The organism is Sphingosinicella sp. (assembly GCF_052388015.1).
Taxonomy (GTDB): Bacteria; Pseudomonadota; Alphaproteobacteria; order Sphingomonadales; family Sphingomonadaceae; genus Allosphingosinicella.
In genome coordinates, this window is sequence record NZ_JBQTIN010000151.1 from 1 (window position 1) to 12,481 (window position 12,481).

Annotated in this window: 17 protein-coding genes; 14 read left to right on the plus strand and 3 right to left on the minus strand. The window is 68.3% G+C overall.

Features of this window, described 5'->3' with window-relative positions; all coding sequences use genetic code 11:
- Window positions 1-74: 74 nt before the first annotated feature.
- The 10 genes from ACT4N3_RS12380 (at window position 75) to ACT4N3_RS12425 (ending at window position 6,216) form a co-directional block, all read left to right on the plus strand.
- Window positions 75-626 carry a Maf family protein gene (locus ACT4N3_RS12380; protein WP_444855547.1) on the plus strand — a complete coding sequence of 184 codons (552 nt, stop codon included), beginning with the start codon at window positions 75-77 and terminating at the stop codon, window positions 624-626.
- Window positions 626-1,465 carry a shikimate dehydrogenase family protein gene (locus ACT4N3_RS12385; protein WP_444855531.1) on the plus strand — a complete coding sequence of 280 codons (840 nt, stop codon included), beginning with the start codon at window positions 626-628 and terminating at the stop codon, window positions 1,463-1,465. The genes ACT4N3_RS12380 and ACT4N3_RS12385 overlap by 1 nt, the downstream gene beginning before the upstream one ends.
- Window positions 1,462-2,058 (plus strand): dephospho-CoA kinase, encoded by a 597-nt coding sequence (gene coaE, locus ACT4N3_RS12390; RefSeq protein ID WP_444855532.1) that lies wholly within the window; start codon window positions 1,462-1,464, stop codon window positions 2,056-2,058. Before ACT4N3_RS12385 ends, coaE begins: the two co-directional genes overlap by 4 nt.
- A 7-nt stretch (window positions 2,059-2,065) precedes the next feature.
- A complete protein-coding gene (gene dnaQ, locus ACT4N3_RS12395; protein ID WP_444855533.1) occupies window positions 2,066-2,761 on the plus strand; it encodes a DNA polymerase III subunit epsilon in 696 nt (231 codons plus the stop codon).
- A gap of 75 nt (window positions 2,762-2,836) precedes the next feature.
- Window positions 2,837-3,406, plus strand: a complete 570-nt coding sequence (gene hpf / locus ACT4N3_RS12400) for a ribosome hibernation-promoting factor, HPF/YfiA family (protein WP_444855534.1) — start codon at window positions 2,837-2,839, stop codon at window positions 3,404-3,406.
- 62 nt (window positions 3,407-3,468) lie between these two features.
- Window positions 3,469-3,936, plus strand: coding sequence for a PTS sugar transporter subunit IIA (locus ACT4N3_RS12405; RefSeq protein WP_444855535.1), 468 nt, complete (start codon window positions 3,469-3,471; stop codon window positions 3,934-3,936).
- A complete protein-coding gene (locus ACT4N3_RS12410) occupies window positions 3,926-4,396 on the plus strand; it encodes a PaaI family thioesterase (protein ID WP_444855536.1) in 471 nt (156 codons plus the stop codon). Before ACT4N3_RS12405 ends, ACT4N3_RS12410 begins: the two co-directional genes overlap by 11 nt.
- 23 nt (window positions 4,397-4,419) lie before the next feature.
- The gene (locus ACT4N3_RS12415) at window positions 4,420-4,737 is read left to right on the plus strand and encodes a DUF1491 family protein (RefSeq protein ID WP_444855537.1); all 318 of its coding nucleotides are present in this window, start codon (window positions 4,420-4,422) and stop codon (window positions 4,735-4,737) included.
- Window positions 4,738-4,900: 163 nt separating this feature from the next.
- On the plus strand, window positions 4,901-5,608 hold the full coding sequence (locus ACT4N3_RS12420; RefSeq protein WP_444855538.1) for a cell wall hydrolase: 708 nt from the start codon (window positions 4,901-4,903) through the stop codon (window positions 5,606-5,608).
- Window positions 5,609-5,718: 110 nt separating this feature from the next.
- Window positions 5,719-6,216, plus strand: coding sequence for an MmcB family DNA repair protein (locus tag ACT4N3_RS12425; RefSeq protein WP_444855539.1), 498 nt, complete (start codon window positions 5,719-5,721; stop codon window positions 6,214-6,216).
- On the opposite strand, the gene ACT4N3_RS12430 is transcribed toward ACT4N3_RS12425, so the two are convergent.
- Entirely contained in the window at window positions 6,213-6,836 is a 624-nt protein-coding gene (locus tag ACT4N3_RS12430; protein WP_444855540.1) for an ankyrin repeat domain-containing protein, read from the minus strand. The two genes, ACT4N3_RS12425 and ACT4N3_RS12430, sit on opposite strands and share 4 nt — an antisense overlap.
- A gap of 58 nt (window positions 6,837-6,894) precedes the next feature.
- On the opposite strand from ACT4N3_RS12430, the gene ACT4N3_RS12435 reads away from it, so the two are divergent.
- From ACT4N3_RS12435 to ACT4N3_RS12445, 3 genes are read left to right on the plus strand one after another with little or no spacing between them, the layout of a single operon-like run.
- Window positions 6,895-7,491: an SCO family protein gene (locus ACT4N3_RS12435; protein ID WP_444855541.1), complete on the plus strand. Its 597-nt coding sequence runs from the start codon at window positions 6,895-6,897 to the stop codon at window positions 7,489-7,491.
- On the plus strand, window positions 7,488-7,919 hold the full coding sequence (locus ACT4N3_RS12440) for a YcgN family cysteine cluster protein (protein ID WP_444855542.1): 432 nt from the start codon (window positions 7,488-7,490) through the stop codon (window positions 7,917-7,919). Before ACT4N3_RS12435 ends, ACT4N3_RS12440 begins: the two co-directional genes overlap by 4 nt.
- Window positions 7,909-8,610 (plus strand): M48 family metallopeptidase, encoded by a 702-nt coding sequence (locus ACT4N3_RS12445; RefSeq protein WP_444855543.1) that lies wholly within the window; start codon window positions 7,909-7,911, stop codon window positions 8,608-8,610. Before ACT4N3_RS12440 ends, ACT4N3_RS12445 begins: the two co-directional genes overlap by 11 nt.
- Here the strand turns inward: ACT4N3_RS12445 and ACT4N3_RS12450 are convergent.
- Window positions 8,607-10,616 carry a transglycosylase domain-containing protein gene (locus tag ACT4N3_RS12450; RefSeq protein ID WP_444855544.1) on the minus strand — a complete coding sequence of 670 codons (2,010 nt, stop codon included), beginning with the start codon at window positions 10,614-10,616 and terminating at the stop codon, window positions 8,607-8,609. The two genes, ACT4N3_RS12445 and ACT4N3_RS12450, sit on opposite strands and share 4 nt — an antisense overlap.
- A gap of 59 nt (window positions 10,617-10,675) precedes the next feature.
- Window positions 10,676-11,287 carry a Pr6Pr family membrane protein gene (locus tag ACT4N3_RS12455; protein WP_444855545.1) on the minus strand — a complete coding sequence of 204 codons (612 nt, stop codon included), beginning with the start codon at window positions 11,285-11,287 and terminating at the stop codon, window positions 10,676-10,678.
- Window positions 11,288-11,363: 76 nt separating this feature from the next.
- On the opposite strand from ACT4N3_RS12455, the gene ACT4N3_RS12460 reads away from it, so the two are divergent.
- The coding region (locus ACT4N3_RS12460) for an aromatic ring-hydroxylating oxygenase subunit alpha (protein ID WP_444855546.1) at window positions 11,364-12,481 on the plus strand (1,118 nt) is incomplete at its 3' end.

A 12,481-nucleotide genomic window follows, 5' to 3' on the forward strand; every position in this document is an offset into this window, starting at 1 on the left:
CAGCTGCACACGGCGCGGCTGGAAGGCACGGCGTGAGGCTGCTGCTGGCGTCAAAAAGCGAGGCGCGGCGGCGGATGCTGACCAATGCCGGCGTGCCGTTCGAGGCCGTTGATGCGCCGCTGGACGAAGAGACGGCGAAGGCTGGGCTCGTTGCCGCCGGCTTCGCGCCGCGCGAGGTGGCCGAGATGCTGGCCGAGCAGAAGGCAAAGAGCGCGGAGGCCGGGCCCGACGACTTGGTGATCGGCGCGGACCAGGTGCTCGAGCTGGACGACGGCACGATGCTGAGCAAGCCGGGCTCGCGCGACGAGGCGGTGGCGCAGCTGCGACGAATGAGTGGCGCGGCGCACTGGCTGCACTCGGTCGCCATAGTCATCCAGGGGGGTGACCGACTCTGGGGCGAGACCGAGAGCGTCGCCATGAGGGTCCGGCCGCTCGGTCACGATTTCATTGAAGCCTATCTCGACGCCGAATATGAAGCGATTCGCTGGAGCGTCGGCGGCTACCGGATGGAGGGGGCGGGCGCGCAATTGTTCGAGGCCGTCGAAGGCAGCCATTTCGCCATCCTCGGCCTGCCGCTGCTGCCCTTGCTCGCTTTTCTCCGCGAGCGCGGCATCCTGGCGAGCTGATGGGCATCCCCTATGCCGAAGTGATCGGCGACCCGATCGCCCATTCCAAATCGCCGCTGATCCACAAATTCTGGCTCAGGAAGCTCGGCCTCGAAGGCGACTATCGCGCGACGCGAGTCACGGTCGACGATCTGCCCGCCTATCTCGCAAGCCGCCGCACCGATGCGGACTGGCGCGGCTGCAACGTGACGATGCCTCTTAAGCAGGATGCAGCCGGGCACGTCGATGAAGTGGACCCGCGATCTGCGCGGGTTGGGGCCTTGAATGTCATCTATCCATCGCTCGGGCGAACGACTGGGACGAATACGGACGTATTGGGCATACTGGACGTTCTTCCGACGGCGTACTTCAGATCCGATGCCTTACCCGAGATCCGCATCATAGGTGCGGGGGGAGCCGCCCGAGCGCTTCTCGCGGCGTGCAAGGAGAGGCTGGTATCCCTGGTCTTTTTCAACGTCCGCAATCCGGAGAAGGCTTGGCCTTTGTTGAGAGAATGGGAATTCGGCGGAACTGTCGGACCGCTGGACGATGCTCACAATCTGCAGACGCCGCACATTGTTGCCAACGCAACGCCGCTGGGAATGAGGGGCCAGCCGCAGATGCCGTCGGCTGTGCTGCGCCACATTGAGGAGGGCAATTGGGATCAACTGGTCGTCTTTGACATGGTCTATGATCCGGTGGAGACGGAACTCCTCGCAACTGCACGGCGACGTGGATTACGAACGGTCGATGGGCTAGCGCTTCTGATCGCACAGGCTGATCATGCTTTTCGAATTTTCTTCGGTAGCGTTCCACCACGAGAATACGACGCCGAACTCAGGGAGCTCTTGACTCAATGACCGTGATCCTCGGCCTCACCGGCTCGATCGGCATGGGCAAGTCGACCGTTGCGCGGATGTTCGCCGACGCGGGCGTCCCCGTGTTCGACGCCGACGCCGTCGTCCACCGGCTGCAGGGGCCGGAAGGCAAGCTGGTCGACGAGATCGAGGCCGCCTTCCCCGGCACGACCGGGCCGGACGGGGTCAACCGGACGGCGCTGGCCGAGCGGGTGCTGGCCGAGCCCGAGGATCTGCGCCGGCTCGAGGCGCTGATTCATCCCGCGGTGGCACGCGAGCGGGAGGCCTTCCTCGCCGCGCATGCCGACGCGCCGGTGGTGGTGCTCGACATCCCCTTGTTGTTCGAAAAAGGGCTCGACACACAGGTCGACAAGACTGCCGTCGTCTCCGCCGACGACGAAGTGCAGCGGCTGCGCACGCTCTCCCGGCCGGGGATGACGCCGGAGAAGCTCCTCCGCATCCTTTCCCACCAGCTGCCCGACGCCGAGAAGCGGGCCCGCGCCGACTTCGTCATCCCGACCGATTGCTCCTTTGACGAAACAAGGGCTTCGGTCGATGCAATCATCGCTTGCCTCGCCGAATCCGTCGATTCATAGCAGGGGCATGCGCGAGATCGTCTTCGACACCGAGACCACCGGCCTGTCGCCGCAAAATGGCGACCGGCTGGTCGAAATCGGCTGCCTGGAGATGGTCAACCGGGTCGAGACCGGCCGGACCTACCATTGCTATTTCAATCCCGGCCGGCCGATGCCGAGCGAGGCGGAAGCGGTGCATGGCCTCTCCGACCGTTTTCTTTCCGACAAGCCGGTCTTCGCCGACAAGGTGGAGGAATTGCTCGCCTTCATCGGCGAATCGCCGCTCGTCGCGCACAATGCGAGCTTCGATTTCGGCTTCCTCAACCATGAGCTGGCGGGCTGCGGCCGCGGCCCGGTCTGCGGCTCGCGGATGGTCGACACGCTCGCCATCGCCCGGACGAAATATCCCGGCGCCAAGCACAGCCTCGATGCGCTCTGCGCCCGGTTCGGCGTCGATCGCTCGGTCCGCGTCAAGCATGGCGCGCTGATCGACGCGCAGTTGCTCGCCCAGGTCTATATCGAGCTGACCGGCGGGCGGCAGATCGGCCTCTCTTTGGTCGCCGAAACGATCGTCGCCGAAGGGGATGATGCAATGGCCGCGACCGCCGACTTGATCGTCGCGACGATCCGGCCGCCCCGGCCGCACGAGCCCGGCCTCGACGAGCTGGCCCGCCACGCCGCCTTCCTGGCGCGGATCAAGGACCCGATCTGGAACCGTCTCTAGGCGTCGTCCGGCGCGGTTGACCTCGGCCCCGCGCGCGCCCAAATGCGCCCCCGATCATCGCGGCGGAGCGCGCTCATGGACATCAGGGTCTCGGGCCACCAGATCGACACCGGCGCGGCGCTCCAGGGCGACGTTGACGCGCGCCTTGCCGCGATCGCCGACAAATATTTTTCCCGCGCCATTTCCGCCCAGGTGACCTTCGGCAAAGGCCCGTACGATCACAGCTTCACATGCGACATCGTCGCGCGCGTTCCGCAGGGGATCCTGCTGAAGGGCCGCGGAGCGGCTGCCGATGCCCATGCCGCCTTCGATCAGGCGGCGGACCGCATCGAGACCCAGCTCCGCCGTTACAAGAATCGGATCAAGGACAGGCATGCCGCGCAGGCGCTGGCCGAGGCGGAGGCGCTCGACGCCGGCTACACGGTGTTCGCGCCGCCGCTCGAAGCGGAGGCGCCGGTCGACAATCCGCCGGTCGTCGCCGAGACGAGGGTGGACATTCCGCGCGCGAGCGTGTCCGACGCGGTGATGCTGCTCGATCTTCGCAACACCAACGCCCTGATGTTCACCAACAGCGCGACCGGCCTGCTCAACATGGTCTACCGACGAGGCGACGGCACGATCGGCTGGGTCGAGCCGCGCCATTAGGCGCTTCTCCGCTTCCGCCTTCCCCATCTTTCCGGACCGCCTGGGCCCGATCAATGAGCGCCATGAACGATCTATCCGACATCTTGACCCCTGACGCCGTCGAGGCCGACCTCGTCGTCGCCAACAAGAAGGCCTTGTTCCAGCTCGTCGGCGCGTCGGCCGCCCGCCGCACCGGTCTTGACCAGAAGGCGATCCTCGCCTGCCTCAACGCGCGCGAGAAATTGGGCTCGACCGGCTTCGGCGGCGGCGCCGCGATTCCGCACGGCAAGCTTGACGGGCTGCCGCGCGTCGTCGGCCATTTCGCGCGACTGTCGACGCCGATCGACTTCGGCGCCGTGGACGGCCTGCCGGTCGACCTCGTCTTCCTGTTGCTGTCGCCGCCCGACGCCGGCGCCGATCACCTGAAGGCGCTCGCCGCGGTGAGCCGCGTGTTCCGCGACCGCGCCTTGCTCGCCAAATTGCGCGGCGCGCGATCGAAGGATGCGCTCTACGCCTTGCTCGCCGGCCAGGACGCGCGCGATGCCGCCTGAGGCGGGCGAGCGGGCGCATTTCGACCGGCTCGTCTCGCTCTACCGCGCCGCGCCGGTCAACGGCCTGTTCGGCTCGGAAATTGAGATACCCGAGGCCGGACTAGCCCGCATCCGCTTCGAGGTGACGCCCGACAGTTTTCACGCGGCCGGCGCGGCGCACGGCACGCTCTATTTCAAGATGATGGACGACGCCGCTTTCTACGCCTGCAACAGCCTGGTCAGCGACCGCTTCCTGCTCACCACCGCCTTCAACCTCGTCTTCACCCGGCCGATGAAGGCCGGCCCGGCGCTGGCCGAGGGGCGCTGGATCAGCGGCAGGCGGCGTGTCTTCGTCGGCGAGGCGCGCATCGTCCTGCCGGACGGCGAGGAGGTGGCGCGGGGCACCGGCACCTTCATGCGCTCGCATATCCCGCTCTCGGGGCTCGCCGGCTACCGGCCCGGTCGTGGGTCTGGACCCTAGTGCAGCCGCGGCTGGCGAGCGCGGTGCTGGTCAAGGCGCTGATTCGCGCGGCGGAGGCGCAGGGGGGCGTCGGCGCGATACTCTGCAAGGGCGACCCGCTCGCCGGTGCGCTCGCCGTGATTCTCGCCGAGCGCGGCGTCAAGTGCCGCTTCCTGGAGCGCAGCCTCGGCCCTGACGGCGCGTATCGCTGGGCCGATCCAGGCGGCGACGCCGAGCGGGACGAAGCGGGTTTCGCCGCCCTCGTCGCGCGCCGGCAAAGGGCCGACCCCGATCTTTGGGTGGTGGAACTGGATATCGCGTCCGCCGAACGGTTCGCCGATGAAATGACCGCTTTCGGTTGACCCCGCGGGGCCGGACTCCTAGCCGCGATCTCGGCAATTGACTGCACGAGCGGGGGTCGCCGTATCTCACCCATTCGGTGAACGGCCACGCGAGACGGGCGGAAGAGCAAGGCGAACCATCATCGCCTTGGCCTCGATCCGACCGCACAGGCTAGACGTTTAAATGCGATTTCCGTTCCGCGCCGCGGCGCTGTCCGCGGTGATACTGTCGTGCTGCGCGGCGGTCGCCGTCGCCGATCCTTCGGTCGCTTCCGAGGCCGATGCGACCCCGACGGTTTCCTATATCGAGCATGCCGCCAGCGGCCTGACCGCCGAGAATCTCGGCCTCAACGACCTCGACGATTCCGCTCCGGCGCCAACGCCCCAGCCAGAAGCGCTTCAGCCCGTCGCCACCCATGCCATGGCGCCCGCTTTTCCCGAGCGCGCCCCCGCTTTCGCCGCGCCCGAGCGCGAAGAGCGCCGCTCGCTCGCCGACCTGGTCGGCGAGCATGCCAGCGCCGACACGCTGGACGGCGAGCATGAATGCCTCGCCCGCGCCGTCTATTACGAATCGCAGGGCGAGCCGCTCATCGGTCAGCTTTCGGTCGCCGAGGTGATCATCAACCGCTCGCGTTCCGGCCGCTTCGCGTCGAACATTTGCGGCGTCGTCCGCCAGGCCGGCCAATTCTCCTTCGTCCGCCGCGGCCACATCCCGCAGCCGCCGCAATCGGCGCGCAACTGGCGCACCGCGGTCGCGATCGCGCGGATCGCGATGGCCGATCTCGCCGACAGCCCCGCCCCGCGCGCGCTCTTCTTCCACGCCCGGCGGGTCAATCCCGGCTGGCGGCTGCGGCGCGTCGCGACCGTCGGCAACCACGTCTTCTACCGCTGATCAAAATGGGGACATGCTATTGCGTGTCCCCCATTATTGATCAGGGGACACCGAATACGGTGTCCCTTGGCCCGCTTCCCAGCGTTCCCCTTTCATTCTAGGCTCGCCGGATGGCGACCCTGCCCGATTCGCTTGCCGACGGCTGCTTCGCGGACCTGCCGCTGGTCGCCCGCGACGTGGCGCGCGGGATCACCCGGATGTTCTTCCGCCAGGATCTGTTCGCCTTGTGCGAGGCGCCCTTGCCCAACGGCCGCCGCGCCGACATGATCGCCTTGAGCGCCAAAGGCGAGCTCACCATCGTCGAGATCAAGGTGTCGCGCGCCGATTTGCTGGGCGATCGCAAATGGACCGACTATCTCGATTATTGCGACCGCTTCTTCTGGGCGGTGCCGACCGGATTCGACCTGTCACCGTTCGACGGCGGCCGCCGCGGCGACGAATGCGCCGGCCTGATCGTCGCCGACCGCTATGACGCCGAGGTGATCCGCGAGGCGCCGTGCCGGCCGCTCGCCGCGGCCCGGCGCAAGGCCGAGGTGCTGCGCTTCGCCCGCCGGGCGGCGCGGCGCCTCGCCGGCGATCTCGATCCGGCGCTCGCCGGGCTGGATTAGGGCTGGCGTGGGGGCGTCGGCCCCTGCACCGGCCGTGCCGGCGGTTGCGGCCGCGCTTCCAGGACCGGGATCAGCCCTTGGCTGCGGCGGTCCTGCCGGGCATAGTCGAGCGCCGAATTGCCGGACAGGCTGTCGGTCTGGTTGGGATCGGCGCCGTTCGCCATCAGCAGCCGCACCATCGGCGCGTCGAAGCGGCGGACCGCGTAGATGAGCGGCGTCTCGCCCCCCCGATTGGGGAGATTGGGATTGGCGCGCGCCGCGAGCAGCCGCTCGGCCCCTTCGCGCCAGCCGATCTGGGCGGCGAGCAGCAAAGCGGTGGCGCCGTCATTGCTCTGCAGATCGGCCCGCGCCCCCCGGCTCAGCATGAAGCTCAGCCAGTTGAGGTCGCGGCCCCTGACCAGGATGTGCAGCGCGCCGTCGCCGTTCGACGGATCACGGCTGTTGATGACAGTCGCGCCCGGTGTCGCGGTCATCTCCGTGGCGACATTGCCGTCGCGCTCGCGCACCGCCTTCAGGAAGCGGAAGCCGGGCGAAAAGCCGACGCCGCCGCTCTGCGCGATGAGCGGCCCGCCGGCAATCACGAACAATATGGCGATGAAGGCGCGAAGGCGTATGGGCATGGCTGGGCTTTCGAACGGCTTGATTGCCGTCGCTTAGCAAAGCAAGGCTGCCGCTGTCATGAACCAAAGCCCGCAATTTCGTCCGCTGCTGGCCCTGGCTGCCTTGTTGCTGCTCGCCGCCTGCGGCGGCCGGTCCGATCCGCCGCCGCTGCAAGGGGCGACGATGGGCGGGCCGATCAACCTGATCGGCGGCGACGGCCGGCGGGTTTCGGACAGCCAGTTCGCCGGCCGCTACCGGATCGTCTATTTCGGCTTCACCTTCTGCCCGGACGTCTGCCCGGTCGATCTCGCTTTGATCGGCGCAGGTCTGCGCCGCTTCGAAGCCGAGGACGCGGCGCGCGCGGCGCGGGTGACGCCGATCTTCATCAGCGTCGATCCGGCCCGCGATACGCCCGCAGTGGTGGGCGCTTATGCGGCGCGCTTCCATCCGCGCATCGTCGCCCTGACCGGCAGCGAGGAGGAGGTCGCGCAGGTGGCGCGGCGCTACGCCATCTATTACCAGCGCCAGCCGCCGGCCCAGCCGGGTGGCGCTTACCTCGTCGATCACAGCCGGCAGATCGTTCTCTACGGGCCCGAAGGGGAGCCGATCGCGATCCTGCCGCATGATCAGGGCATCGACGCCTTCGTCGCCGAGCTGAGGCGTTGGGTGCGATGAGAGAGCGCTTCTGGGAGCTGCCGCTGGAAGCGCTCGACCGGACGGAATGGGAGGCGCTTTGCGACGGCTGCGGCAAATGCTGCCTGCACAAGCTGGAAGACGCCGAGACCGGCGAGCTCTTCCCGACCAACGTCGCCTGCCGGCTGCTCGACCGGCGCGCCTGCCGCTGCCGCGACTACAAGAACCGCAAGGTGCATGTGCCGGACTGCGTCCGCCTCACCCTCGGCAATCTGTGGGGGATCGACTGGTTGCCCTCGACCTGCGCCTATCGCCTCCGCGCCGACGACAAGCCTTTGTTCGGCTGGCATTATCTGATCAGTGGCAATCGCGAGACGATCCATGAGGCGGGCATGTCGGTGCGCGGCTGGACGGTAACCGAGGACGAAGCCGGCGATCTCGAGCATCATCTGGTCGATCGTGAACTCTGAGGCGCTGATCGGCGGCGTCGCCGTGACCTTGCGCGAATCGGCGCGGGCGCGGCGAATGCGGCTGGGCGTCGATCCACGCAGCGGCGCCGTCACACTCACGATTCCGCGCCGGGCCTCACGTCGCCGCGCGCTGGCCTGGGCGGCGGAGCAGCATGAATGGATCGCCGCGCGATTGGCCGCGCTGCCGCGGGCCGCGCCGATCGCGCCCGGCGCAACGATCCCGTTTCGCGGGATCGAGCGGCGGATCGAATGGTCGCCGGACCGGGCGCGCCGCGTGACGCTCGACGGCGAACGCCTGCTGGTCGGCGGGCCGATCGAGGGTCTTGGCACAAGGGCGCTGCGATGGCTGAAGGCCGAGGCGCGAGCGCTGCTCGCCGCCGAGACGCACGAACTTGCCGTGCTGGCCGGTGTCGCCGCGGCGCGGATCGGCGTCGGCGATCCGGTTTCGCGCTGGGGCAGCTGCTCGAGCAGTGGCGCGATCCGTTACAGCTGGCGGCTGATCCTCGCCCCCGATTTCGTCCGCCGCGCGACGGTGGCGCATGAGGTGGCGCATCTCGTCCACCTGAATCACGGACCGGATTTTCACGCTCTGGTTGCGCGGTTGTTTGGCGAGGACCCGCGACCAGCGCGCGCCTGGCTGCGGCGTCATGGCGCCGGGTTGCATAGGATCGGCCGGCCGGTCAGGCGCTAATAGGTCTCTTCCTGATATTCCTCGGGGACCTGGTCCTCCGGGCGGGCGGCGTCGCGGCCATAGGGATCCTCCTCCTCGGGCTGCTGCCGCTCGATCGGGTTGCCGTCCTGATCGACCATCTGGCCCTGATCGTCCGGCGGCACCACCTCCAGCAGGGAGTTTTCGGCGTCTCCGGTCGGCCAGTCGGGCGCCTGGGCATCCGTCGCGAACGGCTCGACCGGCCGGCGGGCGACGGCGCGGACCATGAAATCGTGGAAGGTGCGCGCCGGCGCCTGGCCGCCCGAGAAGCCGGGAATCGGGCGATTGTTGTCGCGGCCCATCCAGACGCCGGTGGTAAGACCGCTGGAAAAGCCGACGAACCAGGCGTCCGCGCTGGACGTGGTTGTGCCGGTCTTGCCGGCGGTCGGCCGGCCCAGGTCCGCGGCGCGGGCGGTGCCGCGGCTGACCACCCCGGCCAGCATGTCGGTCATCTGCTGCGCGACCCAGGGTTGAAGCAGCACCCGGGACTGGTCGTCCTGATGCTGATAGATCAAGGTCCCGTCCGCCGTGGTCACCCGGCGGATGCCGTAGGGCGTCACGCCGACGCCGCCGCGCGCCACGGTCGCATAGGCGCGGACCATGTCGATCAATCTTACCTCGGACGCGCCCAGCGCCATGGACGGAAAGGTCGAGATCCGGGTGGTGATGCCCAGCCGCTGCGCCATGTCCGCCACCGTCTGGGTGCCGACCTGCTGGGCGATGCGGACGGCGACGGTGTTGACCGAATAGGCCAGCGCCTGGCGCATCGGCATCGGCCCGGAATAGCGGCCATTGGAGTTGCGCGGCGACCAGCGGCCGATCGTGATCGGTCCGTCGAGGATCGGCGTGTCCGGAGTCAGCCCGGCCTCCAGCCCGGCGAGATAGACGAACAATTTGAACGACGAGCCGGGCTGGCGCGTCGCCTGTGTCGCGCGGTTGTAGTTCGATGTGCGATAATCGAGGCCGCCGACCATCGCCCTGACCGCCCCGTCGCGGTCGAGGCTGACCAAGGCGCCCTGAACGCCTTCCGGCGCATTGGCGGAGATCGCCCGCTCGGCCACTTCCTGCATGCCGAGATGGACAGTGGTCCAGACGTCGATCGGCTGCACCGTCTCGTCGATCAAGGTGTCGAGCTGCGGCATCACCCAGTCGATGAAATAGCGGGTGCGGGTGCCGACGGTCGTGTTGCGGGCGATCTGCACCTGCTCGGGATCGGCGGCCGCCGCCTGCGCCGGCGTGATCGCGCCATATTCGACCATCTCGCCGAGCACGACCCGCGCCCGCGACCGGCCGCGCGCCGCCGCGGCGTCGGCGGTCGGGGCATAGTTGGACGGCGCCTTGACCAGCCCGGCGATCATCGCCGCCTCGCCGGTGCTGAGCTGGGCCGCGCTATGGCCGAAGAAGCGGCGCGAGGCGGCGTCGATGCCGAAGGCGCCGCCGCCGAAATAGACGCGGTTGAGATAGAGTTCGAGGATCTGGTCCTTGGAGAAGCGCCATTCGAGCGCCATCGCCAGGATCGCCTCCCGCACCTTGCGGATGAAGCTGCGGTCGTTGGTCAGGAAGATGTTGCGGGCGAGCTGCTGGGTCAGGGTCGATCCGCCCTGCGCCCAGAAGCCGCGCTGGAGGCGGACGATCAGCGAGCGGACGATGCCGATCGGATCGACGCCGATATGCGAATAGAAACGGCGGTCCTCGACCGAGACGATCGCGTCGCGCATGATCTGCGGAATGTCGTTGGACGGCAGCCATTCGCCGAAGCTCGGCCCCTGGGTGTGGATGATCGTGCCGTCGGCGGCACGCACCCGCACCATCTGGCCGAGATCGTCGCGGCGGATCAGCTCGGCATAGCTCGGCAGCTGGTTGACGGCGACCGCCACCGCGACGCCGACGGCGATCGCCATGATCAGCAGCGCGCCTAAAGCCACCTTGAAGCTGGCGACGACGAAGCGCCGCAGCCGCGATCTCTTGGGGGGTGGGACGCTGGCCATCGCGGGTCAGGGATAGGAGAGCGGAATCGCCGCCGCAAGCTGTCCTGAACCGCGCCTCGTCAATCCCGTGTCAGCCGCCTGTCGAGCCAGACCAGGGCGAGGCCGGCGAGGAGGAATCCGGCCGCGACCTCGGCCGCGTTCAATCCGGTCTGCAGCCAGCCGATCCGGCCGGCGTCCATGAATGGATAGGGATAGCGCCCGTCCAGCTGGGCCCGCGCCAGCGCATAAGCGAAGTAGCAGAGCGGATAGAGCATCCAGAGCAACGGATCGACCCGCCGGAGCCCGCCCTTCGGCGCGAAGGCCAGCCACCAGATCGGAACCAGCACCGGCGTCGCCCGGTGAAGCAGGAAATCGGCCAGCAGCGCGCCGCCGCTCAGCTCGACCGGGCCGTTGAGCAGCAAGGCGAAGACGATTCCGACGAGCAAAATCGCCAGCATCACGGCGCCGAGCGCGAACGGCGACGCAGGGCGGCCCCAAGCCACGGCCGTGAACAGCAGCGCCACGATGAGGTTGGTGATCACCGTGAAAAAGCGCAGCATTGCCCAGAGCGCGCCGCCGGCCGATCCCGTGAGGTCGATGCTGGCCTGGAGCTGGACCGCGAGCCCGGCCCAGGCGGCCAAGGCGATGAGGACGGCAGCGATTCGCGCAACGGTCGAATGCTGGTCCGGCATGTCCCGCTCATGCCACGGCCGCAACGAAAAGTCGTCTCGCGCGACTTTCGGGCGAACCCGTGCTACCCGGCCGCCCATGGCCGCCCGCTTCGCGCCCCTCGCCGCCGATCCGCTCGATGATCTCAGCCTGCCGGGCTGGGTCTATCGCGATCCGGATTATTTCCGGGTCGAGATGGCGCGGGTGATCCGGCCCGCCTGGCAGATCGTCTGCCACGAGAGCGACATTCCGGGCACAGGCGACTGGCGGACGCTCGAAATCCTCGGCGAGAGCATCCTCGTTATTCGCGGCCAGGACTGCGAAGTCCGCGCCTTCGCCAATGTTTGCCGTCATCGCGGCTCGCGGCTGGTCGACGGCGAGTCAGGGTGCGCCAGGCGGATCACCTGCCCCTACCATGCCTGGACCTATGCCGCCGACGGCCGGCTGATCGGCGTGCCGGACCGCGAGGATTATCCCGGGCTCGATCCGTCCCTGCTCGGCCTCATTCCAGTCGAGCTGGAGCACTGGCGCGGCTTCCTGTTCGTGCGGCTGGAGAGCGGCGGGCCGAGCGTCGCGGCGATGATGGCGCCCTATGAAGCGGACGTCGCGCCGCACCGCTTCGAGGACTTGCGGGCGATCGGCCGGATCACGCTGCGCCGCCGTGCCGTGAACTGGAAGAATGTCGCCGACAATTATTCGGACGGGCTGCACATCAACGTCGCCCACCCCGGCCTCACCCGCCTGTTCGGGACCGGCTACGGGATCGAGGCGAACGCGCATGTCGACCGGATGTGGGGCGATCTGCTCGATCGGCCGTCGCCCAATCCCTCCGAGCGTGCCTATCAGCATTTCCTTCCCGAGGGGGCTGGACGGCGCTGGCTCTATTTCAAGCTCTGGCCGAATGTCGCCTTCGACATCTATCCCGACCAGGTCGATTTCATGCACTTCGTCCCGGTCGGGCCGACCGAGACGATGATCCGCGAGATCAGCTACGCCGTTCCCGACGACCGGCGCGAGATGAAGGCGGCGCGCTATCTGAACTGGCGGATCAACCGGCGGGTCAACGCCGAGGACACGGCCCTGATCGCCCGCGTCCAGCAGGGCATGGCCTCGTCTTATTACCGGCCGGGGCCGCTGGGCGAGAGCGAGGTCTGCCTTCGCAGCTTCGCGCAGAAACTCAGGCGGCTGATCCCGGAGACGCGGCTGGAGTCGCCGCC

Coding starts and splice junctions, on each gene's coding strand:
- ACT4N3_RS12380 (WP_444855547.1), top strand. CDS start 75: ATGCTGACCAATGCCGGCGTGCCGTTCGAGGCCGTTGATGCGCCGCTG.
- ACT4N3_RS12385 (WP_444855531.1), top strand. CDS start 626: ATGGGCATCCCCTATGCCGAAGTGATCGGCGACCCGATCGCCCATTCC.
- coaE (WP_444855532.1), top strand. CDS start 1,462: ATGACCGTGATCCTCGGCCTCACCGGCTCGATCGGCATGGGCAAGTCG.
- dnaQ (WP_444855533.1), top strand. CDS start 2,066: ATGCGCGAGATCGTCTTCGACACCGAGACCACCGGCCTGTCGCCGCAA.
- hpf (WP_444855534.1), top strand. CDS start 2,837: ATGGACATCAGGGTCTCGGGCCACCAGATCGACACCGGCGCGGCGCTC.
- ACT4N3_RS12405 (WP_444855535.1), top strand. CDS start 3,469: ATGAACGATCTATCCGACATCTTGACCCCTGACGCCGTCGAGGCCGAC.
- ACT4N3_RS12410 (WP_444855536.1), top strand. CDS start 3,926: ATGCCGCCTGAGGCGGGCGAGCGGGCGCATTTCGACCGGCTCGTCTCG.
- ACT4N3_RS12420 (WP_444855538.1), top strand. CDS start 4,901: ATGCGATTTCCGTTCCGCGCCGCGGCGCTGTCCGCGGTGATACTGTCG.
- ACT4N3_RS12425 (WP_444855539.1), top strand. CDS start 5,719: ATGGCGACCCTGCCCGATTCGCTTGCCGACGGCTGCTTCGCGGACCTG.
- ACT4N3_RS12430 (WP_444855540.1), bottom strand. CDS start 6,836: ATGCCCATACGCCTTCGCGCCTTCATCGCCATATTGTTCGTGATTGCC.
- ACT4N3_RS12435 (WP_444855541.1), top strand. CDS start 6,895: ATGAACCAAAGCCCGCAATTTCGTCCGCTGCTGGCCCTGGCTGCCTTG.
- ACT4N3_RS12440 (WP_444855542.1), top strand. CDS start 7,488: ATGAGAGAGCGCTTCTGGGAGCTGCCGCTGGAAGCGCTCGACCGGACG.
- ACT4N3_RS12450 (WP_444855544.1), bottom strand. CDS start 10,616: ATGGCCAGCGTCCCACCCCCCAAGAGATCGCGGCTGCGGCGCTTCGTC.
- ACT4N3_RS12455 (WP_444855545.1), bottom strand. CDS start 11,287: ATGCCGGACCAGCATTCGACCGTTGCGCGAATCGCTGCCGTCCTCATC.